General features: G+C 37.6%; 22 protein-coding genes and 1 pseudogene. 5 read left to right on the top strand and 18 right to left on the bottom strand.

Annotated features, from left to right (window positions below):
- From remA to BG05_RS12535, 3 genes are all read right to left on the bottom strand, one after another.
- Complete coding sequence (remA, locus tag BG05_RS12545; RefSeq protein WP_001251456.1) at positions 1–264, bottom strand: extracellular matrix/biofilm regulator RemA; 264 nt, start codon at positions 262–264, stop codon at positions 1–3.
- A 67-nt stretch (positions 265–331) separates the two neighbouring features.
- Positions 332–1,207 carry a YicC/YloC family endoribonuclease gene (locus BG05_RS12540; protein WP_002088227.1) on the bottom strand — a complete coding sequence of 292 codons (876 nt, stop codon included), beginning with the start codon at positions 1,205–1,207 and terminating at the stop codon, positions 332–334.
- Positions 1,208–1,306: 99 nt separating this feature from the next.
- Complete coding sequence (locus BG05_RS12535) at positions 1,307–4,030, bottom strand: calcium-translocating P-type ATPase, SERCA-type (protein ID WP_002185055.1); 2,724 nt, start codon at positions 4,028–4,030, stop codon at positions 1,307–1,309.
- 105 nt (positions 4,031–4,135) lie between these two features.
- On the opposite strand from BG05_RS12535, the gene BG05_RS12530 reads away from it, so the two are divergent.
- Both BG05_RS12530 and BG05_RS12525 read left to right on the top strand, forming a co-directional pair.
- On the top strand, positions 4,136–5,845 hold the full coding sequence (locus BG05_RS12530) for an Rqc2 family fibronectin-binding protein (RefSeq protein ID WP_002128838.1): 1,710 nt from the start codon (positions 4,136–4,138) through the stop codon (positions 5,843–5,845).
- Positions 5,846–6,215: 370 nt separating this feature from the next.
- Complete coding sequence (locus tag BG05_RS12525) at positions 6,216–7,286, top strand: M24 family metallopeptidase (RefSeq protein ID WP_002128840.1); 1,071 nt, start codon at positions 6,216–6,218, stop codon at positions 7,284–7,286.
- Positions 7,287–7,328: 42 nt separating this feature from the next.
- Here the strand turns inward: BG05_RS12525 and BG05_RS12520 are convergent, their stop codons facing one another.
- The 3 genes and pseudogenes from BG05_RS12520 to BG05_RS12510 form a co-directional block, all read right to left on the bottom strand.
- Entirely contained in the window at positions 7,329–7,670 is a 342-nt protein-coding gene (locus BG05_RS12520) for a YoqO family protein (protein WP_002014486.1), read from the bottom strand.
- A gap of 152 nt (positions 7,671–7,822) precedes the next feature.
- Entirely contained in the window at positions 7,823–8,953 is a 1,131-nt protein-coding gene (locus BG05_RS12515; protein ID WP_002128841.1) for an RNA-guided endonuclease InsQ/TnpB family protein, read from the bottom strand.
- A 708-nt stretch (positions 8,954–9,661) separates the two neighbouring features.
- Positions 9,662–10,027: pseudogene (locus BG05_RS12510) on the bottom strand (YoqO family protein).
- A gap of 164 nt (positions 10,028–10,191) precedes the next feature.
- On the opposite strand from BG05_RS12510, the gene BG05_RS12505 reads away from it, so the two are divergent.
- The 3 genes from BG05_RS12505 to BG05_RS12495 all read left to right on the top strand — a co-directional run bounded on the left by BG05_RS12505 (position 10,192) and on the right by BG05_RS12495 (position 12,698).
- On the top strand, positions 10,192–11,577 hold the full coding sequence (locus BG05_RS12505; protein WP_002014700.1) for a hypothetical protein: 1,386 nt from the start codon (positions 10,192–10,194) through the stop codon (positions 11,575–11,577).
- A gap of 166 nt (positions 11,578–11,743) precedes the next feature.
- Positions 11,744–11,998 (top strand): YbeF family protein, encoded by a 255-nt coding sequence (locus tag BG05_RS12500; RefSeq protein ID WP_003190940.1) that lies wholly within the window; start codon positions 11,744–11,746, stop codon positions 11,996–11,998.
- Between the two features lie 22 nt (positions 11,999–12,020).
- Entirely contained in the window at positions 12,021–12,698 is a 678-nt protein-coding gene (locus tag BG05_RS12495; RefSeq protein WP_002014703.1) for an HAD family hydrolase, read from the top strand.
- A 42-nt stretch (positions 12,699–12,740) separates the two neighbouring features.
- Here the strand turns inward: BG05_RS12495 and pyrE are convergent, their stop codons facing one another.
- The 12 genes from pyrE to lspA all read right to left on the bottom strand — a co-directional run bounded on the left by pyrE (position 12,741) and on the right by lspA (position 25,959).
- Complete coding sequence (gene pyrE / locus BG05_RS12490) at positions 12,741–13,373, bottom strand: orotate phosphoribosyltransferase (RefSeq protein ID WP_000711455.1); 633 nt, start codon at positions 13,371–13,373, stop codon at positions 12,741–12,743.
- Positions 13,370–14,086, bottom strand: coding sequence for an orotidine-5'-phosphate decarboxylase (gene pyrF / locus BG05_RS12485; protein ID WP_000083510.1), 717 nt, complete (start codon positions 14,084–14,086; stop codon positions 13,370–13,372). The genes pyrE and pyrF overlap by 4 nt, the downstream gene beginning before the upstream one ends.
- The gene (gene pyrD, locus BG05_RS12480) at positions 14,071–15,000 is read right to left on the bottom strand and encodes a dihydroorotate oxidase B catalytic subunit (RefSeq protein ID WP_002088238.1); all 930 of its coding nucleotides are present in this window, start codon (positions 14,998–15,000) and stop codon (positions 14,071–14,073) included. The genes pyrF and pyrD overlap by 16 nt, the downstream gene beginning before the upstream one ends.
- Positions 14,997–15,776 carry a dihydroorotate oxidase B electron transfer subunit gene (gene pyrK / locus BG05_RS12475; protein ID WP_002088239.1) on the bottom strand — a complete coding sequence of 260 codons (780 nt, stop codon included), beginning with the start codon at positions 15,774–15,776 and terminating at the stop codon, positions 14,997–14,999. Before pyrK ends, pyrD begins: the two co-directional genes overlap by 4 nt.
- Positions 15,773–18,991, bottom strand: coding sequence for a carbamoyl-phosphate synthase large subunit (gene carB / locus BG05_RS12470; protein ID WP_002128845.1), 3,219 nt, complete (start codon positions 18,989–18,991; stop codon positions 15,773–15,775). Before carB ends, pyrK begins: the two co-directional genes overlap by 4 nt.
- Positions 18,976–20,073, bottom strand: coding sequence for a carbamoyl phosphate synthase small subunit (locus tag BG05_RS12465; protein WP_002111416.1), 1,098 nt, complete (start codon positions 20,071–20,073; stop codon positions 18,976–18,978). The genes carB and BG05_RS12465 overlap by 16 nt, the downstream gene beginning before the upstream one ends.
- Positions 20,070–21,356, bottom strand: coding sequence for a dihydroorotase (gene pyrC / locus BG05_RS12460; protein ID WP_002088243.1), 1,287 nt, complete (start codon positions 21,354–21,356; stop codon positions 20,070–20,072). The genes BG05_RS12465 and pyrC overlap by 4 nt, the downstream gene beginning before the upstream one ends.
- The gene (gene pyrB, locus BG05_RS12455; RefSeq protein WP_002128846.1) at positions 21,340–22,254 is read right to left on the bottom strand and encodes an aspartate carbamoyltransferase; all 915 of its coding nucleotides are present in this window, start codon (positions 22,252–22,254) and stop codon (positions 21,340–21,342) included. The genes pyrC and pyrB overlap by 17 nt, the downstream gene beginning before the upstream one ends.
- A gap of 147 nt (positions 22,255–22,401) precedes the next feature.
- Entirely contained in the window at positions 22,402–23,694 is a 1,293-nt protein-coding gene (gene uraA / locus BG05_RS12450; RefSeq protein ID WP_002185053.1) for a uracil permease, read from the bottom strand.
- Positions 23,695–23,840: 146 nt separating this feature from the next.
- Positions 23,841–24,383: a bifunctional pyrimidine operon transcriptional regulator/uracil phosphoribosyltransferase gene (gene pyrR / locus BG05_RS12445; RefSeq protein WP_001156489.1), complete on the bottom strand. Its 543-nt coding sequence runs from the start codon at positions 24,381–24,383 to the stop codon at positions 23,841–23,843.
- 204 nt (positions 24,384–24,587) lie between these two features.
- On the bottom strand, positions 24,588–25,496 hold the full coding sequence (locus tag BG05_RS12440; RefSeq protein WP_002128848.1) for an RluA family pseudouridine synthase: 909 nt from the start codon (positions 25,494–25,496) through the stop codon (positions 24,588–24,590).
- A 4-nt stretch (positions 25,497–25,500) separates the two neighbouring features.
- The gene (gene lspA / locus BG05_RS12435) at positions 25,501–25,959 is read right to left on the bottom strand and encodes a lipoprotein signal peptidase LspA (RefSeq protein ID WP_002128849.1); all 459 of its coding nucleotides are present in this window, start codon (positions 25,957–25,959) and stop codon (positions 25,501–25,503) included.
- Positions 25,960–26,053: the final 94 nt, after the last annotated feature.

The raw sequence follows: 26,053 nt of genomic DNA, 5'->3' as shown, positions 1-26,053 counted from the left end.
CTACCCTTCCTCACTTAAATCTTCTTTATTATTCAAACGATGTGCAATCGTCTCTGGCTGAATTGGACTTAATACTACATGCCCATCATCCATAACAATAACCGCCCTTGTTTTTCTCCCATACGTAGCATCAAGCAAAGCATTATGTTCACGCGCTTCCTGTACTGTCCGTTTAATAGGAGCTGACTCCGGACTTACAATAGCAATAATTCGATGAGCAGATACAATATTTCCGTATCCAATATTTAAAAACCGCATGGCCATAGTTTGCGCCTCCTAGTAAGTCTATCCGATTTCTCCACCACGTATAACTTTATATATTTTTTGAAAGCTACTCAATATTTTGTACTTGTTCACGAATTTTTTCAAGGTTATTTTTCATTTCTACGACATATTTTGAAATTGTTAAGTCATTTGCCTTAGAACCTATCGTATTAACTTCCCTATGCATCTCTTGCACGATGAAGTCCATTTTCCTTCCAACAGGCTCTGTAATTTGCAGTGCTTCACGAAATTGATCTAAATGACTTTGTAATCGAACTAATTCTTCGTGAATATCTGAACGCTCTGCAAATATTGCTACTTCTGTCAGCAATCGTTGTTCATCTAAATCTTGGTTATGTAATTCTTTTAAGCGATTTTCTAATCGTTCACGATATTTTTGTGTAACAATTGGTGCATGTGGAATAATTGCATTTACACAATTATGAATCTCTTGCAAACGATATGCTATATCTTTATGTAATCGTTCTCCTTCGCCATCTCTCATCGTTTTCAACATATGAGCAGCTTGACGAACAGCTTCATATAAACCGGTTTCAAATTGTTCATTTACATTTTCTATTTCTTCAACTGCCGTTACTTCTGGCATTCCCATTAGTTGCCCGAGTGTAATAGAATCTTGTAATTGAAATTTCCCTTTTATATCTTCCATAATGGATTGGTACTGCTTGAGAAGTTCCCAATTCACAGTTAGTTTTCTTTCAACAAGCCCTTCGCCTGTTATACTAATAGACACTTCAATACGTCCACGGCGAACTTGCTTTGCAATTATTTTACGAATCTTGTCTTCAAACGCCATCATTTGCTTCGGAAGCCGAATACTCATTTCTAAAAAACGATGGTTCACCGACTTCATTTCTACTGTTATTTGAAAAGTATCGTTTTCTACCTTCGATCTTCCAAATCCTGTCATACTACAAATCATCTTTATCACATCCAAGCCATGAAATAACTCAATGAAAAAGGCAATAGAGATGCGACTCTACTACCTTCTGTAAATTATATCATATTTTCATATAATTGACTATTTCAAGTTTAATCCCTTCTTATATAACAGCTGCTTTTTCTTTTTCCCCTTTTTTCTTGTTAATAAGGATCCTACTAATAAGAAGGTCGGAATAGATGATAATCCTCCAATTAACAACCAATCTCGTGCTTGTATCGGCATTGTGCTAAAAATCGGCTGTAATGGTGGATAATATATAACTACAAGCATTAACAGTAAAGAAATAATAACCGCCCCTACTAAATATATATTTCCAAACGGGTTGCGGTGAAATATAGAATGTTCACTACGACAATCAAATACATGAATAAGCTGAGCCAGTACTAATGTTGCGAAGGCTACCGTTTGTGCATACTTCAATTCATTCGGATGCTGGTTAAATGCAATAATAAACGCTACTAATGTCACTGCTCCGATTAAAAAACCACGACTTATAATTTTCCACGCAAGCCCTCTAGCGAACACCCCTTCTTTCGGATGGCGTGGTGTTCTCTTCATCACATCTCCTTCAGCCTTATCCAAACCTAATGCCATCGCTGGTAAACCGTCAGTAACTAAGTTCACCCATAAAATTTGAATTGGAACCATCGGCAATGGCAGTGCAAGTAACATCGCAAATAACATAACTAAAATTTCACCAACGTTAGATGCTAACAAATACCGAATAAACTTCCGAATATTTTCATATATGTTTCTACCTTCTTTAATCGCCGATTTAATCGTAGCAAAGTTATCATCTAACAACACAAGTGAAGAAGCTTCTTTTGCAACATCTGTCCCTGTAATTCCCATCGCAATCCCTATATCAGCTGTTTTAATAGCTGGAGCATCGTTCACTCCATCACCTGTCATAGCTACTATATGTCCCTTATTTTGCAGCGCCTTAACGATTTTCAATTTATGCTCAGGAGACACACGAGCGAATACATACGTATCTTCTACAATATCTTCTAATGCCTCTACATCCATATTCGTAAGTTCTACACCTTCAACAACGCGTCCACCCGCCGGTAAAACCCCTAGCTGTTCCGCAATTGCCATTGCCGTCACTTTATGATCTCCCGTAATCATTACCGTTCTAATACCAGCTTCCTTACACTCTTTCACCGCTTGCGCCACTTCTAGTCTTGGCGGATCTATCATTCCTTGTATTCCAACAAGCATAAAATCCTGCTCGACTTCTCTTTCATGTTCAATTGAATCTGTAGCTTTTAACGGTTTAAATGCCACCGCAATCGTTCGTAAAGCTTGACTTCCTAAACTATGAATCGCTGCCTGCACTTCTTTTCGATACATTTCACTTAAAGGCTGCTGCTTATTTCCCCACAAAATTGTTTGACTCATCTGCAAAAGAACATCTGGTGCTCCTTTTGTAATAACAAATTTTTTACCTTCACGATCACGAACGATAACGCTCATCATTTTTCTAGTTGAATCAAAAGGAAATTCACGAATGACTTCAAACTTTCCTTTAAGAGCTTCACGTGATATTCCCGCCTTCATTGCAGCAGCAACGAGAGCTCCCTCTGTTGGATCTCCATCTAACACATACGTCTTTTTCTTTTGAATAACATTCGCATTATTACATAAACAGCCAAATGTAAGTAGTTGATACAGTGATCTCGTCTTAGTAGGGTCAATTACTTCTTTACCTTTCATAAACGAACCTGTTGGCTCATAGCCTTGACCTGTTACTTTCCACAATTCTCCGCCTGACCACATATGTGTTACCATCATTTTATTTTGTGTCATTGTTCCTGTTTTATCTGAGCAAATAACAGAAGCACAGCCTAACGTTTCTACAGCTGGCAACTTTCGCACAATTGCCCTCTTTTTAATCATACGCTGTACACCAAGTGATAGCGCAACCGTAACGATAGCTGGCAATCCTTCTGGAATAGCTGCAACAGCAAGCGAAACCCCAGCCAAAAACATGTGATACACTTCATTCCCTTGATATACACCAGCTAGTACAACAAGAGCCGTCAAAATAAGAGCAACAATAATTAAAATTTTTCCAAGCTGTTCTAATCTTCTTTGTAATGGCGTTTCCATTTGCTCAGCATTTTGCAACATATTTGCAATTTGCCCCATAGCTGTATTCATTCCAGTTGCTACGACTACCCCTGTTCCAGCACCTCTCGTTATCATCGTCCCCATAAATGCCATGTTTTTTTGATCACCAATTGAAACATCTTGACCTTGTAACGCATCTACCTTCTTTTGTACAGGCAATGACTCTCCTGTAAGAGCCGATTCTTCAATATATAAACTTGAAGATTCCACAAGGCGAACATCCGCGCCAATACGGTCACCACTAGAAAATTTAATAATATCACCCAGTACAAGCGCTTTTGACGGCGCTTTTATCCACTTCCCATTTCTTAGTACAGTAACTTGAGGAGCTGCCAATTCTTTTAAAGCTTCCAACGATTTTTCAGCTTTCCTCTCTTGGAAGAAACCGAGGACACCATTAATAATAACAATTGCAACAATTGCAATCGAATCAATATACTCTCCTAAAAAAGCTGAAATAATTGTAGCACCAAATAAAACAAGTACCATAAAATCTTTAAATTGCGCTAAAAACACCATAAGCGCAGAAGGCCGCTTTGCTTCTTGCAATTCATTTGTGCCAAATTTCTTTAATCGGCCCTCTGCTTCTTGCTCTGTAAGACCTACCTCCACATTCGTATTCGTTCTTTCCTCCACTTCATGTGCTCGCATTTCATACCAGTTCATCCTGCCATCGACCTCCTGATTCCAGACATACTCTAATGAAAGCTTATTCAGCCTCGTCCAAAAAAATGCTATAATTAACTTTTAGTTAGAAAGGAGTGTTCATTCATGGCATTCGATGGATTATTTACAAGAGCAATTACACATGAAATTGCAAATTCTCTTCAAACAGGAAGAATTTCAAAAATATATCAACCCTCAAAATATGAAGTTTTATTACATATTCGAGCAAACGGAAAAAACCAAAAACTAATTCTTTCATCTCACCCTACATATGCGCGTATGCACTTAACAAATCAAAACTACAATTCACCAGCGCTACCGCCGATGTTTTGTATGCTTCTTCGCAAACATTTAGAAGGTGGATTTATTGAAAAAATTGAACAAATTGACTTAGAACGTATTATTCAAATTACAGTCCGCAGTCGCAATGAAATCGGTGACGAATCAGTAAAAACATTAGTAATCGAAATAATGGGACGACACAGTAATATTATCTTAGTAGATACGAAAACAAATGTTATTTTAGATAGCTTAAAACACGTTTCTTTAGCGGTAAACCGACATCGTACTGTATATGCTGGAGCTGAATATGTTGCCCCACCGGCACAACATAAAGTTAATCCGCTTCTTATCGAAACAGAAGATGATTTTATTAAACCGCTAGACTTTTTATCTGGCAACATGGACAAACAACTTGTCGGAGCATTCATGGGAATTTCCCCATTATTTGCAAAAGAAGTTGTAAAAAAAGCAGGTATGGCAAATGAAAAAGCATTATCTGAAGCTTTCTTCAGCTTGCAAAAACCTTTGCTAACACATCAGTACGTGCCAGCAATGATAACAGCAAATGGAAAAGAGTTCTTTTACCTATTCCCTCTTTCTCACTTACAAGGAAACGAAAAAACATTTTCATCTGTTAGTGAATTATTAGATCGTTTCTTCTTTGGTAAAGCAGAGCGCGATCGTGTAAAACAACAAGCTCACGATTTAGAACGCTTTATGCAAAATGAAAAAACAAAAAATGAAAAGAAGCTAATTAAACTAGAAAAAACATTACAAGATGCCGGAAAAGCAGATAAATATCAACTATTTGGAGAGCTACTTACAGCCAATATGTACGCTTTGAAAAAAGGTGATAAAGAGATAGAAGTCGTTAACTATTACGACGAAAATGGTGGGACTGTAAAAATCACATTAAATCCTTTAAAAACACCATCTGAAAATGCACAACGCTATTTCCAAAAGTACCAAAAAGCGAAAAATTCAGTTGCTATTGTAGAAGAACAAATCGTAAAAACAAATGAAGAAATTCTTTATTTCGATAGCTTACTTCAACAAATGGAGGTTGCTTCTTCAAAAGATATTGAAGAGATTCGTGAAGAACTGACCGAAGAAGGTTATGTACGTAATCGTAAGAAGAAAAACTCAAAGAAAAAACCGACAAAACCAGTATTGGACAAATATTTAGCTAGTGATGGCACAGAAATTTTCGTCGGTAAAAACAATAAGCAAAATGATTACTTAACAACGAAATTCTCCCGTCGTGATGAAATTTGGTTACATACGAAAGACATACCTGGGTCCCACGTTGTCATTCGTTCTCTTGAACCTACGGAAGAGACTTTACAAGAGGCCGCTAAAATCGCTGCTTATTACAGTAAAGCAAAAGATTCTAGTTCTGTTCCTGTAGATTTCACAAAGGTACGCCATGTCAAAAAACCGAGCGGTGCAAAACTTGGATTTGTTACATATGACAATCAACAAACATTATATGTAACACCAGATGCTGATACAGTAATGAAATTAAAAGCGTAAATATTAAAAAATGCGTTGCTTGCAAGCGACGCATTTTTTATATGGTTTCAATTCAGTTCATATATCCATTCACTCATTCATAACATCTTTCTTCCCTTCAATATTGTCAAAAAAATTGACAGTGTCATTTCACATCTGTATAAATTTTTTTACAGTATGTATATAAAGTGCACCTCCAATCAATATTTTTTCATCCCCCCACTGATTATTGAAGTAATCTTGATTTTATGAACAAACCGCCTCTCACAAATAGCGGGCTAATTTTTCATCTCCCCTAAAACATATGTAGTTCCTACTATCTTTTTTCCTCAAATATATATTTTGGCACGCTATTTGCTTTATTCAATACTGTGAAAAGGGGGAAATTAACATGACTTTAAGAATTAATAAAATCCAAAATCAACTACAAAAATATGAAATTGACGGATTACTTATTACAAAAAAAGAAAATCGCCAATATGCAACAGGCTTTACAGGCAGCGCTGGCGTCGTCTTAATCTCTGCGGATAAAGCGGTTTTTATAACTGATTTTCGCTACGTAGATCAAGCGAAATCACAAATAAAAGACGCTGAAATTGTTATGCATAAAGGAAATTTAGAGAAAGAAGTTGCAAATCAAGTATCGAAATTAAACATTCAAAAACTTGGAATTGAAGAAAATAACATGACATTACAACAATATAAAAACTTACAAAAATACGTACATGCGGAAATGGTTCAAGTGTGCGAAATCATCGAAAATATTCGTATTATTAAAGACATGCCTGAAATAGAAACAATGAAAATCGCAGCTAATATTGCTGACGAAGCATTTCACCACATCCTTACGTTTCTAAAACCAGGAATAAGTGAAAATGATGTACGAGATGAGTTAGAATTTTTCATGCGAAAAAAAGGGGCTACATCCTCTTCATTTCAAATCATTGTAGCTTCTGGTGTTCGTTCTTCACTTCCTCATGGAGTTGCATCAAATAAAATAATCGAACGAGGCGACGTCGTTACATTAGATTTCGGTGCACTTTACGATGGATATTGTTCCGATATAACACGTACTGTAGCAATTGGGGAACCATCAGAAGAATTCAAAAAGATATACAATGTTGTACGAGAAGCGTTAAAACGTGGGACGGAAGCAATTAAACCTGGGGAAACTGCGAAAAGTATCGATGATATAACGAGAGATTACATTACAGAACATGGATACGGTCAATATTTTGGACACTCTACCGGTCATGGTCTTGGGTTAGAAATACATGAACCTCTTCGCCTATCCCAAGAAAGTAAGGCTACTTTAGAAGAAGGTATGGTTGTTACCGTTGAACCTGGTATTTACATACCGAACTGGGGCGGTTGTAGAATTGAAGATGATATCGTCATTACAAAAGACGGATATGAAGTTATTACAAAATCAAATCGGGAACTAATTGTTATCCCTTGTTAAAATCATAGAAAAAAATGCCACCGAATAAGGTGGCATTTTCTTTTATTCATTAGCGAATAGCTTTTCGTTTACTTTTTTAGCGATTACCGCTACCGACATTAATATACATATTAAATATAGCAATTTCGCAATAAATAACCACCCTTGAAACATTACAATTCCATCTATTATCTCATTTCCTTTCAATAACAAAAACGGAATTGTGCTAATTATAATGACAAACTCGATGCTGAAAACAATTTTCTTTTTTCGGCTATATGCTTTCCATTCCTTCCAGCGATACATAGGTGCAAAAATCAATACTCCTATACATAATATAACTGGCACCCATTCACTTTTAAGAAATTGCCCTGAAATAACTGATAATAGTAAACAAACGAGCACACCATAATACCGATACGATAAACTTAACTAAATCTATGCAATTCAATCAAATTTACACAAGTTAGTGCTTCATCGTGTTCTCGCAACCCCGAAGGGACGAGGGGTATAACACTCCACACGAGGCAGTATCGTTACCTCCTATTATCAAGCTTTTATTTTACCCATCTTGATAAATTTATCGAAGCATTTAAATCTCTATCATGATGGCTATTGCACCCAACACAACGCCACTCACGTATTTTTAAACTCCACTGTCCTTCTGGTTGAACTGAATGGTCGTATTTTACTCCGCAACATGAGCAAATCTTGCTTGAGGCGAACCATTTATCAGCTTTTACATACTCAATGCCATACTTCTCGCACTTGTATGACAAACATTGAAAGAAGAAGTTTAATTTTTGAAATAAAAATGCTTTCGATAGTTTTTTGTTTTTTAACAGGTTTGAGATAGGTAAGTCTTCCACAACAATTCTCATTGGTTTGGTTTTCACCAATTTAGCTGTTGCTTGATGGATATGGTTATTTCGGATATTCGTAATTTTCCTAGATAACCGCAGGTGCTCAGTTTTAGCTTTTTCATATCCGGCAGATTGAATTTTCACACCTTTTTTAAATCTCCTAGACATATCTCTTTGCGCTGACTTTTTCCTTTTCAAAAGTTTTTTAACCTTAGCATCTTTGTTTATATTTCGTTCTTTCGTACCATTAGAAGCTACAAACAGCTCTTTTAAACCAACATCCACACCAATCGACTCATTGGTTAGTTCTTGAGATTCAAAATCTTCTTGGAACCCTACACTAATCCACCAGTGACGACCATCAAATGTAACTCTTGGATTGGATGGTTTTTTGTTTCTTGGTAGTTGTTGGCTTGTTTTCACTTCTCCAATGGACTGAATATGAACTACTTTCTTTCCTATAATCAGTCTTTCATAATTGGCATAAAATCCTTGGATTAAATCTTTTTTAGATTTATAAGAAGTGTGATAACCATTTTTGTACTTTTTGAACGAATGTTTCCTCGCCGTATCAAAATCTTTTGAAGCCTGTTTGGGAACTTGTGCGTTGATGTCATTTAACCACTCATATCTCTTTCGCTTCTTGATCTTTGTAAATCGTTTCTGTAAAGCTAACTGTGAAACAGATTTTCCAAATAGCTTATAATATCTATCACTCATTCTTTTACAATAGTTATAAGCGAATCTTGCAGCACCAGCATGGTTTCTAAGCACTTTTTCTTGTTCAGGCGTTGGAATCAGTCTAACTTTCTTCGCCAATATCATCAGAAGCCTACTCCTTTACTGTGCGATTATTCGAGCACTCACCTTTTAGATAACGAAAGATTGATCCTTCTGAATAGTAGCGTGTTCCATCAGCATTCTCCTAAGACTACTAGGATACAAACCTGTTAATTCCGATACTTGACTAACTCGTGAAAATTTCATTATTATTCTCACCTCATTGAACCTAACACAGAACGTACGTTCGATATTTTCGATAAAGTTTGATAGATTCAATAAAATTTATCTTGTTCAACTAAGGGCGCAATTCCTTAGCCAGTTCTCTGATGAACTTCTCATGTTTTCACATGAGCGCAGACTATATGTTTATCTACTTAAAGATAGAGGATTTTTCCACCACCATAGGCTTGTGATGTACTCTCGTCAGTTATACGAGATAGTCGTTGAACGTTCATCTTATCCATTTTGACTTAGATGATTCGAGGCGGAAGACCCATTGTTCTAATGTTTAGGATTTAACCTTGCACGATCTGATTGATTTTTTCTGCTTTCGCGACATTCACGCTCGCTATTTCTAGCCACGTTGTAGTTCAATCAGCTTTAGGGATTGCCCGCAGTTAACCCTCACTACTAGCCAATCACTTGACTAGCAGGGCTTACTGATATATTTAATTAACTTTGGTTATAATTGGTTAAATAAATCGTAACAGTTAGTTACCCTATTTTCTCTCTCATTCGTACTCCCCCATTCTACTTCTTCTTTAATATGTAACTTGCTATACTTATAACAATTCTTAGCAAAATAACAACTACAATTACAAGATAAAGAGCTTTTGCAGACGACAACCATTGTTGAAAAATAGACATTTTCTCCATTTGCTTCTGACCTTCTATTAAAATAAAACCTACGACAAACGAACTAACAACAATGATACCTATCATAATTCCAATACTTTTCTTGCTATATTGTTTCATATCATCCCAGTTATATAAAAGTACAAATACAAACCCGAAAACAGGTATGATACTGATTCATTCATTGTTTGTGAACAGATTTAAAATGATTAATAGACTACAAGAGAGGATGAATCCCCAAAATCCAATTTGTTTGCGCATATGCCCCCTCAAATTCCATTTTTAGGATTAATTGTATTGTAACATCCATTTACTATTCTTACCATTACAGTACATGAAATTTCACTTTTTCTTTTTCCTATACTCACATACTTTCACTGCTTTCATACAATAAACTACACGAATGCCTAAAGGATGTGAATGTTATGGGAGTTGAATTAACGCTGTTGCATACTCTCTATATTCTTTGTTTACTCACTATTATTACCTTTTTTATTCTCCGGAAAGATACGACGATTATTTGTATCGTTTTTATCTTTTTATTAGCATTAACCGCTACAAGCTCTATCCCTCTTGCTATTAGCGGTATTTTTCACAGTTTCATTTACGCCATTACTGAGCTATTACCAACTATATTAATCATCTCCATTATCGTATCAATGAGCAATCTACTCGTTCATACCGGCATAAATGATACGATGATTTCACCATTTACAAAAATGATTCGTACACCTACCCTCGCCTATTGGATTATCGGACTTTTAATGATGACAATTTCTTTCTTCTTTTGGCCTTCTCCAGCTGTCGCCTTAATGGGGGCTATTTTATTACCCGTCGCTGTACGCGTTGGCCTTCCGCCAATTGGTGTTGCCATTGCTATGAACTTATTCGGACACGGCATCGCCTTATCTGGTGACTTCGTAATTCAAGGTGCACCGAAATTAACTGCAGACGCTGCTGGTCTTCCTGTTTCCAGCGTTGTTTCAGCCAGTGTTCCCCTCGTTATTGTTATGGGTATTGTAACAACTTCCGTTGCATTTTTCTTCTTACGAAAAGAATTTCATATAGGCTTATCTATACAAGAATCTACTCCATCAACTGAGTCTTCTAAAACGCTCACTTCATTATCTCCTCAGACAAAAAAATGGCTCGCTATTTGTATTCCGATCGTATATGCCATAGATATTCTTTGCATGATTCAATTTAAACTACAAGGAAGCGACGCAACTGCACTTATCGGCGGGACGACTGTTATTATGATTATCATCATTTCTCTCATCGCCTACAAAGGTAATGGACTAAATAAAACGACCGATTATTTTATAGAAGGGCTCCAATTTGGATTTAAAATCTTTGGTCCAGTTATCCCAATTGCTGCACTCTTTTATTTAGGAGATAGCGGCTTTGTGAAAATTATCGGGGACTATTTACCGAAAGGTTCACATGGAATCATTAACGACTTAGGAATCGCCTTATCTCAAACTGTTCCTTTAAACCAATATGTATCGGCAGGAACATTAACTATTGTTGGTGTCATAACAGGCTTAGATGGATCTGGCTTTTCCGGTATATCACTTGCTGGTTCGATTGCCAATCTTTTCGGAACAGCACTTGGGCATGGAACAGCTACATTAACAGCACTCGGGCAAATTGCAGCAATCTGGACCGGGGGCGGGACTTTAATTCCTTGGGCGCTTATTCCTGCCGCTGCGATATGCAAAGTAGATCCGTTTGAGCTTGCACGCCGAAACTTTTTACCGGTTGTGATTGGCTTAATCGTCACCACTATCGTTGCGATGTTTATTCTATAACGTAAGCAAGTGTTCTCTTGCTTACGTTTTTTATTGTGAAATCCATCATTTATTACTGACTTTCAAAAGGGGTTATTTATATGTTAGCGAAGTTATATTAGGAGAGTATTTATTTCAAAACGTTTACGAGCAACAGATTACTTCAATTAGAAAAGGGGACATAACTATGAATGAATTGATTTTCGTCTTATTAATTTGTCCATTACTTATCTTTATCGTTTCTGTTATTGGAACACGTAGAACGAAAACGTATTACGTAATGCCGATTGTAACGTTTGCTAGTTTTTTAATAATAGGTGTTTTCGCCTTTACCCCAAAGTTTTTCTTTTGGATTGGTATGTACAGCATCTTCTCATTTATTGTTTCTTATATGACTCTCTTGTTTATGAGAGGATATGAAGTTGTAGAAAACGCTAAGTAGTTACTAGTAAGGAGATTTTACTATGATTTTCTTTGATATCGATGGAACTTTACTTGATTACGACACTGCTGAGAAAAATGGTATCTCACATTTCTTCCAAAAGTATAATGATATTTTCTCAGGAAACGAATTAGAGGCTACGAAACTATGGCATGAATTATCCGAACAATATTTCAATAAATTTTTATCCAAAGAATTATCTTTTCAAGACCAACAAAGGTTGCGAATGTCTCATTTATTTAAAGTATATGAAGTAAACTTATCACTCGAGGAATCTCAGCACAGATTCAATCAATATATAGAACTATATAAGAAGAACTGGACCACGTTTGAAGATGTCCTCTATACATTGCAAACTTTGCAGCAAAGAGGATACTCGTTAGGTATCATTAGTAATGGTGACTATGAACAACAAATCGAAAAATTAACAGCTCTAAACATTCTACAATATTTCAAATATATTTTTACTTCTAGTGAAATTGGTATATCGAAACCAGACCCTGAAATATTTCACAGAGCCGTATTACAATCGAATCTTGAAATGCAAGACTGCTATTATATTGGCGATCGATTAGAAACTGATGCAATTAGTAGTACAGCAGCTGGAATGCAAGGGATATGGTTAAATCGGGATAACTCGCAACTCAAGTGCGCTGTTCCTACTATATGTTCTTTACATGAATTTTTAACAATGATATAAAAAAAACGACCGCGTTTCCCCCCGCAGTCGTCTTTTTTCGTATTACGCTGTAACCCAAGCTTCGTCAGCTGGATTTTTACGCCACTCTTGTAATTTTTTCGTTTCAGCTTGTCCGATCATACCTTTTTCTGCTGCAACTTCAGTTAATGCACTGTAATCACTTAAAGAATATGATGCTACGTTTGCTGCTTCTAGTTTCTCTTTTCCTGACTCAAGCTCGTACGTGAAGATTGATACGATTCCTAATACTTCACAGCCAGCTTCGCGAAGTGCTTCTACACATGTAATTGCACTACCGCCAGTTGAAATTAAGTCTTCTACTACTACTACTTTTTGACCTTTTTCAGCTTTTCCTTCGATTTGGTTCCCTTTACCGTGACCTTTTGCTTTACTACGTACGTAGCACATTGGTAAATCCATACGATCGCTTACCCATGCAGCGTGCGCAATACCAGCAGTTGCTGTTCCTGCAATAACTTCTACAGTTGGGAAGTGCTCTTTAATTAACTCTTCTAATCCAGCTGCAATCGCTTGGCGTACTTTTGGATAAGATAAAGTTAAACGATTATCACAATAAATTGGTGATTTCATACCAGAAGACCAAGTAAATGGATCATTCGGTTGTAAAAATACTGCTCCAATTTCTAATAAATGCGATGCGATTTCTTTTTTCATACTGTTACACCTTCCCACTGTTGTTTTACTGTTTTATACGCTTCAAGCGGATTTTCTGCTTTTGTAATACTACGTCCAACTACGATGTAGCTTGAGCCAAGTTCCCTCGCACGTTTCGGTGTTGCTACGCGCACCTGGTCATTTACATCATCGCTTGCAAGACGAATCCCCGGTGTTACTGTTACAAATTCATTTCCGCATACTTCACGTAATTTTGGTACTTCAAGTGTTGAACAAACAACGCCATCAAGTCCACTTTCTTTCGTTAATTTTGCATAATGAGCAACCGCTTCTTCTAACGTTTTCTCAATACCAATCTCTTTTTTCATCATAGCTTCCGAAGTGCTTGTTAGTTGTGTAACTGCAATACAAATCGGTCTCTCTTTTCCTTCTTGCTTACCTTCCTCTAATCCCTCAATCGCAGCTTTCATCATACTACTTCCCCCAGCAGCATGAACATTTACCATATCTACATCTAGACTAGCTAGGCTACGCATAGCGCTTTTTACCGTATTCGGAATATCATGAAGTTTTAAATCTAGAAAAATCTTATGTCCTTTTTCTTTTAAGTACGTAATAATTGCAGGACCCTCTTTGTAAAATAACTCCATACCCACTTTGACAAATAACTCTTCCCCTTCAAAGTGGTGTAAGAATTGTTCTACCTCTTGTTTCCCTGGAAAATCTAGTGCAACGATTAACGACTGTGACATGTTTGCTTCCAGCTCCTTCCTTGACATTCCGAAATATGATCAAATCCTAATTCATCTAGTAATGCTGGTAATTCTTCAATAATTGTCGGACATACGAACGGATCGATAAAGTTCGCCGTTCCAACTGCGACCGCGCTTGCGCCCGCATAGAAGAATTCAATTACATCTTCCGCTGTTTCAATACCACCCATTCCGATGATCGGAATGTTAACCGCTTGACTTACTTCATGTACCATACGAATTGCTACTGGCTTAATCGCAGGCCCTGATAGTCCGCCCGTACGGTTTGCTAAAATTGGTTTTGCAGTTTTTAAATCTAGACGCATACCAAGCAATGTATTAATCATCGTTAAACCGTCCGCACCCGCATTTTCAATTGCTTTTGCAATTTCCACAATGTTTGCCACGTTCGGTGACAATTTCACATATACCGGTACTTCAGAAACCTCTTTTACTCGCTTCGTTAAATCAGCAGCAATTTCAGGATTTGTACCAAAAGCGATACCACCCGTTTTTACGTTTGGACAAGAAATATTTAATTCTAGCGCATGAACATTAGGTGCCTTTGAAATCGCCTTCGCAACCGCTACGTAATCCTCAGCTTGTGAACCCGCAACGTTTGCAATAATCGGAAGATCAAATTGCTCGAGAAAAGGTAATTCAGAATTCATTACCTTTTCTAATCCAGGATTTTGAAGCCCGATTGCATTTAGCATTCCGCCTGGTGTTTCAGCAACACGAGGCGTTGGGTTTCCATAACGAGGTTGTTCTGTTGTCGCTTTAATCATAATTGATCCAAGTACACTTAAATCATAGAACTGTGCATACTCACGACCAAATCCGAAGCAACCAGATGCTGGGATGATTGGATTTTTTAATGATAACCCTGGTAATTCAACTTGCAATCTGTTCATAGTACAACCTCCCCGATTGGAAATACTGGTCCGTCGCTACACACCTTCTTGTAAGAATGCCCACTCGGATCTGCTTGCAAATGGCATACACATGCGAAACATGCTCCGATACCACAGCCCATACGTTCTTCTAATGAAATGTAGGCTTTTCTCTCCTTATAGCGTCCTTCTAATGCACGAAGCATCGCTAAAGGTCCACATGAGTAGAGAATGTCAAAGTCAATTCCATAGCTATCGATTACATCTGTTACAAACCCTTTTGTACCATGTGTACCATCAACTGTTGCAACATACGTATCACCAAGTTCTGCGAATTTCTCTTCATAGAAGACAACATCTTTCGTTTGGAAACCTAAGATGTGAATAACGCGTACTCCTTTTGCTACAAGACGCTGTGACAATTCATATAGTGGTGGTACACCAATTCCCCCACCAACTAATAGAGCCGTTTGTCCAGATTCCGCTTCTTCTACAGGAAATCCATGACCAAGTGGTCCTAACACATCTACAAGTTCACCTTGTTTTCTTTTCGCTAATGTTTTTGTCCCTTGTCCTTCCGCACGATATAGCATTGTAAATTCGTTCTTGTCTTGATCGACATTACAAATACTAATTGGGCGGCGCAGAAGAGGCGTAATGCCCTCTGCTACCTTAATGTGTACAAACTGCCCTGGATCGTTCATTTGCTGCACTAAATCCCCTTGAAGCACTAATTCGTAAATGTTTTTTGCGATTTCTTTTTGGTTAACGACGATCATATTTTGCTTTTGCATCATGCATGTACCACCTCGTGACGCTTCGTTTGCGTAATTTCTTTCATTGAATGAGCTGAGAATGTCATAGATTCTAATACTCTCAAGATTGCTCTCGTTGTATCAAGTGATGTTAAGCAAGCCACACCATTTTCTACTGATTCACGGCGAATGCGGAAACCATCACGCGCTGGTTGTTTTCCTTTTGTTAATGTATTGATTACAAACTGCGCTTTCCCTTGACGGATAATATCAAGTAAGTTGTAGTCTTCAGAATCAATTTTGTTTACAACTTGCACCGGAATGTTTTGTTCTGTTAGCGATTGTGCTGTTCCTGCTGTTGCTAATAAGTTATAGCCGATTTCATGGAAGCGTTTTGCAATTTCCAGCGCTTCTTCTTTATCTTTATCCGCTACAGTGATGATTACTGATCCGTGCGTTGGAATGTTAATTCCTGAAGCAACAAGTCCTTTATATAATGCTTTTTCAAGCGTTAAATCTTTACCCATTACTTCCCCTGTTGATTTCATTTCAGGCCCTAATGTTGTATCAACTGAGCGTAGTTTCGCAAATGAGAATACCGGTGCTTTTACATACACTTCCTTCTCTTCTGGGTGATAGCCAGTTCCATATCCTTGTTCTACAAGGTTTTGACCTAAAATAACTTTCGTTGCGATATTTGCCATCGGTACGCCTGTAATTTTACTTAAGAATGGTACTGTACGGCTCGCACGTGGATTTACTTCAATTACATACACTTCATCTTTGAATACTACAAACTGAATGTTTAGTAATCCAACAATGTTTAAACCTTTTCCAAGCCCAATTGTATGTTCAATAATTTGTTCTTTTAGTTTTTCAGATAAGCTCTGTGGTGGATATACTCCAATTGAATCCCCAGAGTGAACTCCAGCGCGTTCGATATGTTCCATAATACCTGGAATGAATACATTCTCACCGTCTGAAATTGCATCTACTTCAATTTCTTTACCAACCATATAACGGTCGATTAATACTGGGTGATCTGCGTGAACTTTAACCGCATTTTTCATGTAGTGCAGTAATTCTTCTTGACGATATACGATTTCCATCGCACGTCCACCTAGTACGTAAGATGGTCTTACTAATACTGGGTAACCAATTTTGTCAGCGATCGCTACTGCTTGCTCTACAGTCGTTGCTGTTTTACCAACTGGTTGCGGGATACCAAGCTTTGTTAAAGCTGCTTCAAACTTATCACGATCTTCTGCACGGTCTAAATCTTCAAGTGATGTTCCTAAGATTTTTACACCGTGTGCTTCTAATTTAGCCGCTAAGTTAATTGCCGTTTGTCCACCGAATTGGACGATAACACCTTCTGGCTTTTCTAAATCGATAATGTGCATTACATCTTCGATTGTTAATGGTTCAAAGTATAATTTGTCAGAAATACTGAAGTCTGTTGAAACTGTTTCTGGGTTGTTATTAACAATGATTGCCTCATATCCAGCTTCTTTTATTGCCCATACAGAGTGCACTGTTGCATAATCAAACTCAACACCTTGACCAATACGGATTGGACCAGATCCTAGTACAACTACACTCTTACGATCTGTTACAATCGATTCATTCTCGTCACCATATGTGCTGTAGTAGTATGGTGTTGCAGATTCAAACTCTGCCGCACAAGTATCTACCATCTTATAAACAGGAGTCATATTGCTTTCTTTACGCATATCGTAAATTTCACGCTCTGTTTTGTTCCAAGCATTGGCGATGTAATGGTCACTGAAGCCCATTTCTTTAGCAGATTGTAACACTTCCATATTTCCTACATTCGCTTTTACTTCGCGTTCCATGTTTACGATATTTTCAATTTTTTGTAAGAAGAAGAAGTCCATTTCACACCATTCGTTGATTTCTTCTTTCGTTACACCTTGACGGATTGCTTCTGCTACAACGAACAGACGCTCGTCATCAGCTTTTATAATACGCTTTTTCATCGTTTCTTTATCAAGCTCTTTTAAGTGGTCTAACTCTAGGTGATAAACGCCAAGCTCTAAAGAACGAATCGCTTTTAATAATGATTGTTCTAAGTTACGTCCGATTGACATAACTTCACCAGTTGCCTTCATTTGTGTACCAAGTGTTCTGTTTGCTGATTCAAACTTATCAAATGGCCAACGTGGAATTTTTGAAACAACATAGTCTAATGCTGGCTCGAAGCAAGCATATGTTTTTTGTGTTACTGGATTTATAATTTCATCTAATGTTAAACCGACTGCAATTTTCGCCGCTAGCTTCGCAATTGGATATCCAGTTGCTTTAGATGCTAGTGCAGACGAACGACTCACACGCGGGTTTACTTCGATTACATAGTATTGGAAGCTATGTGGATCAAGTGCAAGCTGAACGTTACATCCACCTTCAATTCCTAATGCACGAATAATTCTTAATGAAGTGTTTCGTAACATTTGATACTCACGGTCACTTAATGTTTGGCTCGGTGCTACAACGATAGAATCACCTGTGTGAACCCCAACCGGATCGATATTTTCCATGTTACATACTACAATCGCGTTATCATTCGAATCACGCATTACTTCATATTCAATTTCCTTACAACCGGCAATACTCTTTTCTAATAAACATTGTGTTACTGGACTATGTTTTAATCCACCTGATACGATTTCAATTAGTTCTTCTTCATTATTACAGATTCCGCCACCTGTTCCCCCCATTGTAAATGCTGGGCGAACAATAACTGGATAACCAATTTCTTTTACAAATTCATGTGCTTCTTCCAGCGTATGAATAATCGTGCTAGATGGAATTGGTTCATTTAATTCCTGCATTAATGTACGGAATAAATCACGATCCTCGGCTTGCTCGATTGCTGATAATTTTGTTCCTAAAATTTCAACTCCGCACTCTTCAAGTATGCCTGATTTCGCAAGTTCAACAGCCATGTTTAGGCCTGTTTGACCACCTAATGTTGGTAGGAGTGCATCTGGACGTTCTTTACGAATGATACGGCTTACGAATTCTAATGTTAATGGTTCTATATATACTTTATCTGCTGTTGCAGTATCTGTCATAATTGTTGCTGGGTTAGAGTTAACAAGGATTACTTTGTAACCTTCTTCTCTAAGAGATTGACAAGCTTGTGTACCAGAGTAATCAAACTCTGCTGCTTGCCCAATTACAATTGGTCCTGATCCGATTACTAAAATTGTGTTAATGTCTAGGCGTTTTGGCATAACTCTTCCCCCTCTTTCTTGAAGTTTTCAATCATTGCTAAGAAATCTTCGAATAAATCATTTGCATCTTCTGGTCCTGCAGAAGCTTCTGGATGGTATTGCACTGTAAATGCTGGGAACTTCGTATGACGAAGACCTTCTACTGTTCCATCATTTAAAGCAACATGTGTAATTTCCAGTTCTGTATTTCCAACTGATTCTTCTTCTACTGCGTAACCATGGTTTTGAGATGTAATTGCTACTTTTCCAGTTGCAAGATTTTTTACTGGATGATTTAAACCACGGTGACCGAATTTTAACTTACTTGTATTCGCACCAGATGCCAGGGCGAACAATTGATGTCCTAGGCAAATTCCGAATAAAGGAACTTTACCAATAATTTCTTTTAACATTTCAATTGCTTCTGGTACATCTTTTGGGTCCCCAGGTCCATTACTTAACATAATTCCATCTGGGCTAAGGCGTAGAATTTCTTCTGCTGTTGTATTGTAAGGTACAACAATTACATCACAATCACGCTTATTTAATTCTCGTAAAATACCATGTTTCATTCCGAAGTCTACAAGTACAACTCGGTGTCCACGGCCTGGACTTGGATATGGATCTTTTGTTGATACGCGTTTCACATGATCTGTAAAGACAGTTGCTTTCAATTGGCTAACGATGTCCTCTACATCCACATCCATATTGCAAAGACGTCCGCGTAAAGTTCCATATTGACGAATTTTTCTTGTTAATTTTCTCGTATCAATTCCTGCTAATCCTGGGATATTTCTTTCTTTCAAGTAATCATTTAGCGAAATTTCATTACGGAAGTTTGATGGGTGATCACAAATTTCGTTTACGATTAAACCATTTACAGATGGGTGAATTGATTCAAAATCATCACGGTTAATGCCGTAGTTTCCGATTAATGGATACGTAAATGTTACGATTTGACCGCAGTATGATGGATCAGATAAAGTTTCTTGATATCCAGTCATCCCAGTTGTAAATACAACCTCACCTGACTTTTCTATTTCTCCTCCGAAACCTTTTCCAATTAATACTGTTCCATCTTCTAAGATAAGTTGTCTTTTCATACTAATGCACTCTCCTTTTGCCATGCGATCTTACCACCAACGATTGTCATAACCGGCCAACCTTGGCATTTCCAACCTGCGAATGGTGTGTTTTTTCCTTTTGATAAGAATGTTGTTGGATCAATTTCTTCTTCTTGTTCTAAATCGATAATTGTAATATCAGCTGTTCTACCTTCTGTTAGGCGCCCTGCTTCTAAACCGAATGTGTCAGCTGGTTTTTCTGTTAAGAATTGAATCAGTTGCTCTAATGTAATGATTCCTTTTTTCACAAGGTTCGTATATAAAAGCGGGAATGCTGTTTCAAAACCAGTAATTCCGAACGGTGCTCTTTCAATCCCTTGCGCTTTCTCTTCTGCAGTATGCGGTGCATGGTCAGTTGCGATCATATCAATTGTTCCATCTAATAGTCCTTCAATTAACGCTGCATGATCTTCTTTTCCTCGAAGCGGTGGATTCATTTTAAAGTTAGGATCAGCCGATGGGATATCATCTTCACATAATACTAAGTGATGCGGTGTTACTTCTGCTGTCACCTTAATTCCAGCACGTTTCGCGTCACGGATTACACGTACAGATCCTTTTGTACTTACATGACATACGTGGTAGTGACAATTTGCAGCTTCCGCAAGTAAGATGTCCCGAGCAATATGTACGGATTCACATACTGATGGGATACCGTTTAATCCGTGTTTCTCAGAAAACTTCCCTTCATGTACACATCCTTTATTAATAAGTGTGTTCTCTTCACAGTGTGCAACAACTGCCATATTTAATTTCGATGCACGCTTCATTGCAGCTAACATCATGCTTGCATCTTGCACGCCTACGCCATCATCAGTGAAAGCAAACGCTCCAAGTTCTTTTAACGTTTCAAAATCGGTCATTTCAGAACCTGCTTGACGTACTGTAATTGCTCCATATGGTAATACATTTACATGTGCTTTTTCTTTAATACGCTTTTGCAGGTCTTCCATATGTTCTTTACAATCTGGTACTGGGCGTGTGTTTGGCATTGCGCAAATTGTAGTAAATCCACCTTTTGCTGCTGCAAGTGTTCCTGTTTCAATTGTTTCTTTATGTTCACCACCTGGTTCACGAAGATGAACGTGTACATCTACTAATCCAGGTGCGATTAACTTTCCATTTACATCGATTACTTCAGCATTATCTGCCGTAATATTTTCTGCTACCTTCGCAATTTTACCGTCTTGTACGAGAAGATCTGTTGCTACGATTGTTCCTTCTGCATTCATATAACGACCATTTTTAAACAAATAATTCATGTTTCATTCCTCCTAATACATTTGGTAATGCGCGTTTTAGTACAGCCATTCTTACGTAGACCCCGTTTTCCATTTGCTTGAATATGCGTGAGCGTTCACACTCGACAAGTTCACTCGCAATTTCAACATCACGGTTTACAGGGGCTGGATGCATAATAATGCTTCCTTCTTTCATACGTTTTTCTCTTTCAACTGTTAACCCATGTTGCTCGTGATACTCTTTCATAATGTCTGTTTCATAATGGTCATGACGCTCATGTTGTACACGAAGTAACATCATCACATCCACTTCTGGAACAAGTTCATCTAAACTCTTGTACGTTCCAAATGTGTTCTCTTCATCTTTCCACTCTTCTGGGCTTGCAAAGTAAATTGTCGCGCCCAGTTTCGTTAATGCTTCTGCATTAGAACGTGCTACTCGGCTATGACGAACATCCCCAACTATTGCAATCTTCAAACCTTCAAATCTTCCAAACTCTTGTTTAATTGTTAGAAGATCGAGTAGACATTGCGTTGGATGATTTCCACATCCATCTCCAGCGTTCAAGATTGGGATATTCACCTGATCTTTTAATTCATCGAAGTAACGATCTTGCTCATGGCGGATGACTACCGCTTTTGTTCCGATTGATTCTAGTGTTCTTATCGTATCGTATAAAGTTTCTCCTTTTTGTACGCTAGATGCATCTGCGGAAAAGTCTAATACTTCAAGTCCTAATCTCTTCTCAGCAACTTCAAAGCTAAATCTCGTCCTCGTACTATTCTCAAAGAACAAGTTCGCAACAAATGTTTGCTCTGTCGTTTTTCTCTCTTTTCCATTCGCGAAATCTTCTGCGTCTTTTAGGATTTCTGAAATTTCTTGTTCCGATAATTCACTCATCGTTAACAAATGGCTCATCGTCATCCCTCATCTTTCTGTTTTTTATGATAACACCATTGAATTTATATAACAATAACTGTATAAAAATACCCTAGTCTTTGAGACTAGGGTGCGTTAAAGTAGCCACCCTTTTCTATCTCACAGGACTGAATTAAAAGGTTATTTTTATGAAGCAATCTGCTTAGATTGTTTTGTTTTATTTGTTTGTTTTGTCTCTGGTAGTAGTAGATTTAATAGTACACCTACAATTGCTGCTAACGCCATTCCTTCTACTTGGAACGATTCACCTACGTGCAGTACCGCTCCGCCAATACCGATTACTAGTATAACTGATGCAATCATTAAGTTTCGTTTGTCACCTAAGTCTGTTTTATCGTCTACCATCATACGTAAACCACTTGATGCGATTACACCGAAGAGTAAGATTGATACACCACCCATAACTGGTGTTGGAATCGAATGAATCAGTGCTGAAATCTTCCCGATAAATCCAAACATGATTGCGAACACTGCTGAACCGATGAATAAGTATACACTGTATGCTCTCGTAATTGCTAGCACACCGATGTTTTCACCGTACGTTGTATTCGGTGGTCCTCCTATTAGTGATGCGATCAATGTTGCTATCCCATCACCGAAGATTGAACGATGTAAACCTGGTTTTTCAATTAAATCTCTTTTAATAACATTTCCAAGTACAATTTGATGTCCGATATGTTCTGAAATTGTTACAAGTGCAACTGGCACCATTAAGAGTACAATTTTCCATGAAAACTCCGGAGTATATATTACAAACGGTACTGTGAAGTCTGGTATGACAAACCATTTTGCCTCAGCTACTGGCTTTAAATCTACTAGCCCTTGGAAGTAAGCGAATATATACCCGCCGATGATTCCAAGTAGCACTGGTATGATACTGAAAAATCCTCTCCCGAATATGGAGCAAATGATTGTAATTGCTAATGTTACTAATGCTACTGAAAAGTGTGTAATGCTATACTTACCATCCGCACCGTTCATCGCCATGTTCACTGCTGTATGTGCTAAAGATAAACCGATTACCATTACGACTGGCCCAACTACGATTGGCGGAAGTAATTTCATAATCCATTCTGACCCAGATTTCTTAATTCCGAGTGAGATTAAGATGTAAACAAGTCCCGCAAGCATTCCTCCAAGCATCGCTGCTCCAGGTCCACCTGCTGTTTTCGCTGTAATAATTGGTGCAATAAAGGCGAATGATGATCCTAAATATGCTGGTACTTGACCTTTCGTTATTAGAAGAAACGCTAGCGTTCCTAATCCACTTGATATTAAAGCTACTGATGGATTCAGTCCTGTTAAAAACGGAACAAGCACTGTTGATCCAAACATCGCGAACAAATGTTGTATACTTAATAATAACCATTTTCCCGGTTTCGGTACTTCATGAATATCTAACACTGGCTTTTTCTCCATTGTTACATCCTCCTTCAGTTTTAATTTTTGCAATAAAAAAACTCTTTGTGCCTGTGCACAAAGAGTCCTACACTTTCGTATGCCAAATTTGACATATGAAAGCCAAGACCCTTTGGCAGCCTCACAGGACTACATTTAAAAGGGCTTTACTTATCGTATATGCTTACTCGATCTTGTTGATCTGTCTCTTGCAAATCAACTTCGATACGCTCTTCACTAGATGTTGGAATGTTCTTTCCTACATAATCAGCGCGAATTGGTAATTCACGATGACCTCTATCAACAAGAACAGCCAATTGGATTTGTGATGGTCTACCTAAATCCATAAGAGCATCCATTGCTGCTCGAACTGTTCTACCTGTATATAACACATCATCCACAAGGATAACTTTTTTCTTCGTAATATCTACAGGAATATCAGAACCTTTTACAAGTGGTTCTTTATGTTTCGATTGTAGTGTTAAATCATCACGATATAACGTAATATCTAACTCTCCTACTTCCATCTCTTTTCCTTCAATTTGACCAATTCGTTCTGCCAAACGTTGTGCAATAAAAATTCCACGTGTTTTTATTCCGACAAGAACACAATTATCGACACCTTTATTTCGTTCCACGATTTCATGACTAATTCGTGTTAAAGCGCGGCGAATCATTTGGTCATCTAAAACGACAGCTTTCTCTTGCATGCTCTACACCTCCAAGCTTTTTTTCTTGCGTGAGAGTAATGGTATAAAAAAAGTCCTCTCAGCGTGCGCGAGAGGACTTTTGAAAAAAGGGTACAACATACCCTAAGTATTTCAAACCGTTACCTTCTCAACCTCACGGGGCTGTGTTAAAGGATCATTATTTAACTGTTGTCAGTATCTCAGTTTTCTTATGATTTGTCAATACTATTTCCGTAAAACATTTAGCGCTTCTTCAAACACTTCTGGAATCGGTGCCTCAAACTCAATATATTCACCAGTACGAGGGTGATCGAAACCTAAAATCCCTGCATGAAGTGCTTGTCCATTCATATCTAATGTTTTCTTCGGACCATACTTTGGATCTCCTGCAAGTGGATAACCAATATATTTCATATGAACACGAATTTGGTGTGTACGTCCCGTTTCTAAGCGGCATTCTACAAGTGTGAAATCCTTAAATCGCTCTAACACTTGGAAATGTGTAACTGCATTCTTACCATTTTCATCAACAGTCATACTTTGACGTTCTTTTTTATCACGACCAATTGGAGCGTCAATTATTCCTTTATCATGTGGAATTACACCATGTACAATCGCTTTATAACGTCTTGTTACCGTTTTTGCTACAAGTTGATTTACAAGTGATTCATGCGCCATATCATTTTTAGCAACCATTAATAATCCAGATGTATCCTTATCAATACGGTGTACTATACCAGGACGCATTACACCGTTAATACCTGATAGGTCTGTACAATGATGCATAAGTCCGTTTACAAGCGTACCCTTCGTATGCCCTGGTGCTGGATGTACTACCATGCCACGCGGCTTATTTACAACTAGTACATCGGCATCTTCATAATAAACTTCTAAATTCATATCTTCCGGTTGAATATCTAACTCTTCTGGCTCGGGAATTGTTACTGTAATTTCATCATTTCCTTTTACTTTATAATTCCCTTTAACTGATTTCCCATTTACTGTCACAACAGCATCTTTAATCCATTGCTGCACTTGTGAACGTGACCATTCACTGTTTATTTCTGCAACGAATTTATCAATTCGCTCGCTTTTTTGTTCTTCTGCAACTGTTACTTGTACTACTTCACTCATTCAATTACTCCTTCGCTTTCTTTCCTTCTAATACTGTTTGAATAATAATTAATACAACTCCAATACATAATGCTGAGTCAGCTATATTGAATACCGGATAGTTGTACGAGAAAATATACACGTGAATGAAATCCACTACTTCTTGTCTAAATACACGATCAATAAAATTGCCAATTGCTCCGCCTAAAATTAGACCTAATGAAATACCTAGAAGCTTGTCCGTTTTCGCATATTTTTTCATATAAAATACGATAAATGCTACGAAAATGACTGTAATAATGTAGAAAAACCACATTTTATTTTCTAAAATACCCCAGGCAGCTCCTCTATTTCGATGAGATGTTATGTATAATACATTATCGATAATCGGAATGCTCGTCCCCAATTCCATGTTCTTTACAATTAGCCACTTCGATATTTGATCGATGGCAATGACAAATAACGCTATTACATAATATATCATTTTCATTTCCCCCACAAAGACAGTGTACCTCAAAATTTTAGCATAGCTGCTACCTTTTCACAATGAACCTTTGTAGAAGAATAAAATAAATTAA

This window comes from Bacillus mycoides (assembly GCF_000832605.1).
In the GTDB taxonomy this organism is placed as follows: Bacteria; Bacillota; Bacilli; order Bacillales; family Bacillaceae_G; genus Bacillus_A; species Bacillus_A mycoides.
Note: the sequence above shows the minus strand (reverse complement) of the source record. Positions and strands in the feature narration are given on the sequence as shown.

Excerpts from the sequence above, each read along its gene's own strand:
- remA (WP_001251456.1), bottom strand. The coding sequence starts at position 264 with ATGGCCATGCGGTTTTTAAATATTGGATACGGAAATATTGTATCTGCT.
- BG05_RS12540 (WP_002088227.1), bottom strand. The coding sequence starts at position 1,207 with ATGATTTGTAGTATGACAGGATTTGGAAGATCGAAGGTAGAAAACGAT.
- BG05_RS12535 (WP_002185055.1), bottom strand. The coding sequence starts at position 4,030 with ATGAACTGGTATGAAATGCGAGCACATGAAGTGGAGGAAAGAACGAAT.
- BG05_RS12530 (WP_002128838.1), top strand. The coding sequence starts at position 4,136 with ATGGCATTCGATGGATTATTTACAAGAGCAATTACACATGAAATTGCA.
- BG05_RS12525 (WP_002128840.1), top strand. The coding sequence starts at position 6,216 with ATGACTTTAAGAATTAATAAAATCCAAAATCAACTACAAAAATATGAA.
- BG05_RS12515 (WP_002128841.1), bottom strand. The coding sequence starts at position 8,953 with ATGATATTGGCGAAGAAAGTTAGACTGATTCCAACGCCTGAACAAGAA.
- BG05_RS12505 (WP_002014700.1), top strand. The coding sequence starts at position 10,192 with ATGGGAGTTGAATTAACGCTGTTGCATACTCTCTATATTCTTTGTTTA.
- BG05_RS12500 (WP_003190940.1), top strand. The coding sequence starts at position 11,744 with ATGAATGAATTGATTTTCGTCTTATTAATTTGTCCATTACTTATCTTT.
- BG05_RS12495 (WP_002014703.1), top strand. The coding sequence starts at position 12,021 with ATGATTTTCTTTGATATCGATGGAACTTTACTTGATTACGACACTGCT.
- pyrE (WP_000711455.1), bottom strand. The coding sequence starts at position 13,373 with ATGAAAAAAGAAATCGCATCGCATTTATTAGAAATTGGAGCAGTATTT.
- pyrF (WP_000083510.1), bottom strand. The coding sequence starts at position 14,086 with ATGTCACAGTCGTTAATCGTTGCACTAGATTTTCCAGGGAAACAAGAG.
- pyrD (WP_002088238.1), bottom strand. The coding sequence starts at position 15,000 with ATGAACAGATTGCAAGTTGAATTACCAGGGTTATCATTAAAAAATCCA.
- pyrK (WP_002088239.1), bottom strand. The coding sequence starts at position 15,776 with ATGATGCAAAAGCAAAATATGATCGTCGTTAACCAAAAAGAAATCGCA.
- carB (WP_002128845.1), bottom strand. The coding sequence starts at position 18,991 with ATGCCAAAACGCCTAGACATTAACACAATTTTAGTAATCGGATCAGGA.
- BG05_RS12465 (WP_002111416.1), bottom strand. The coding sequence starts at position 20,073 with ATGAAAAGACAACTTATCTTAGAAGATGGAACAGTATTAATTGGAAAA.
- pyrC (WP_002088243.1), bottom strand. The coding sequence starts at position 21,356 with ATGAATTATTTGTTTAAAAATGGTCGTTATATGAATGCAGAAGGAACA.
- pyrB (WP_002128846.1), bottom strand. The coding sequence starts at position 22,254 with ATGAGCCATTTGTTAACGATGAGTGAATTATCGGAACAAGAAATTTCA.
- uraA (WP_002185053.1), bottom strand. The coding sequence starts at position 23,694 with ATGGAGAAAAAGCCAGTGTTAGATATTCATGAAGTACCGAAACCGGGA.
- pyrR (WP_001156489.1), bottom strand. The coding sequence starts at position 24,383 with ATGCAAGAGAAAGCTGTCGTTTTAGATGACCAAATGATTCGCCGCGCT.
- BG05_RS12440 (WP_002128848.1), bottom strand. The coding sequence starts at position 25,496 with ATGAGTGAAGTAGTACAAGTAACAGTTGCAGAAGAACAAAAAAGCGAG.
- lspA (WP_002128849.1), bottom strand. The coding sequence starts at position 25,959 with ATGATATATTATGTAATAGCGTTATTTGTCATTGCCATCGATCAAATA.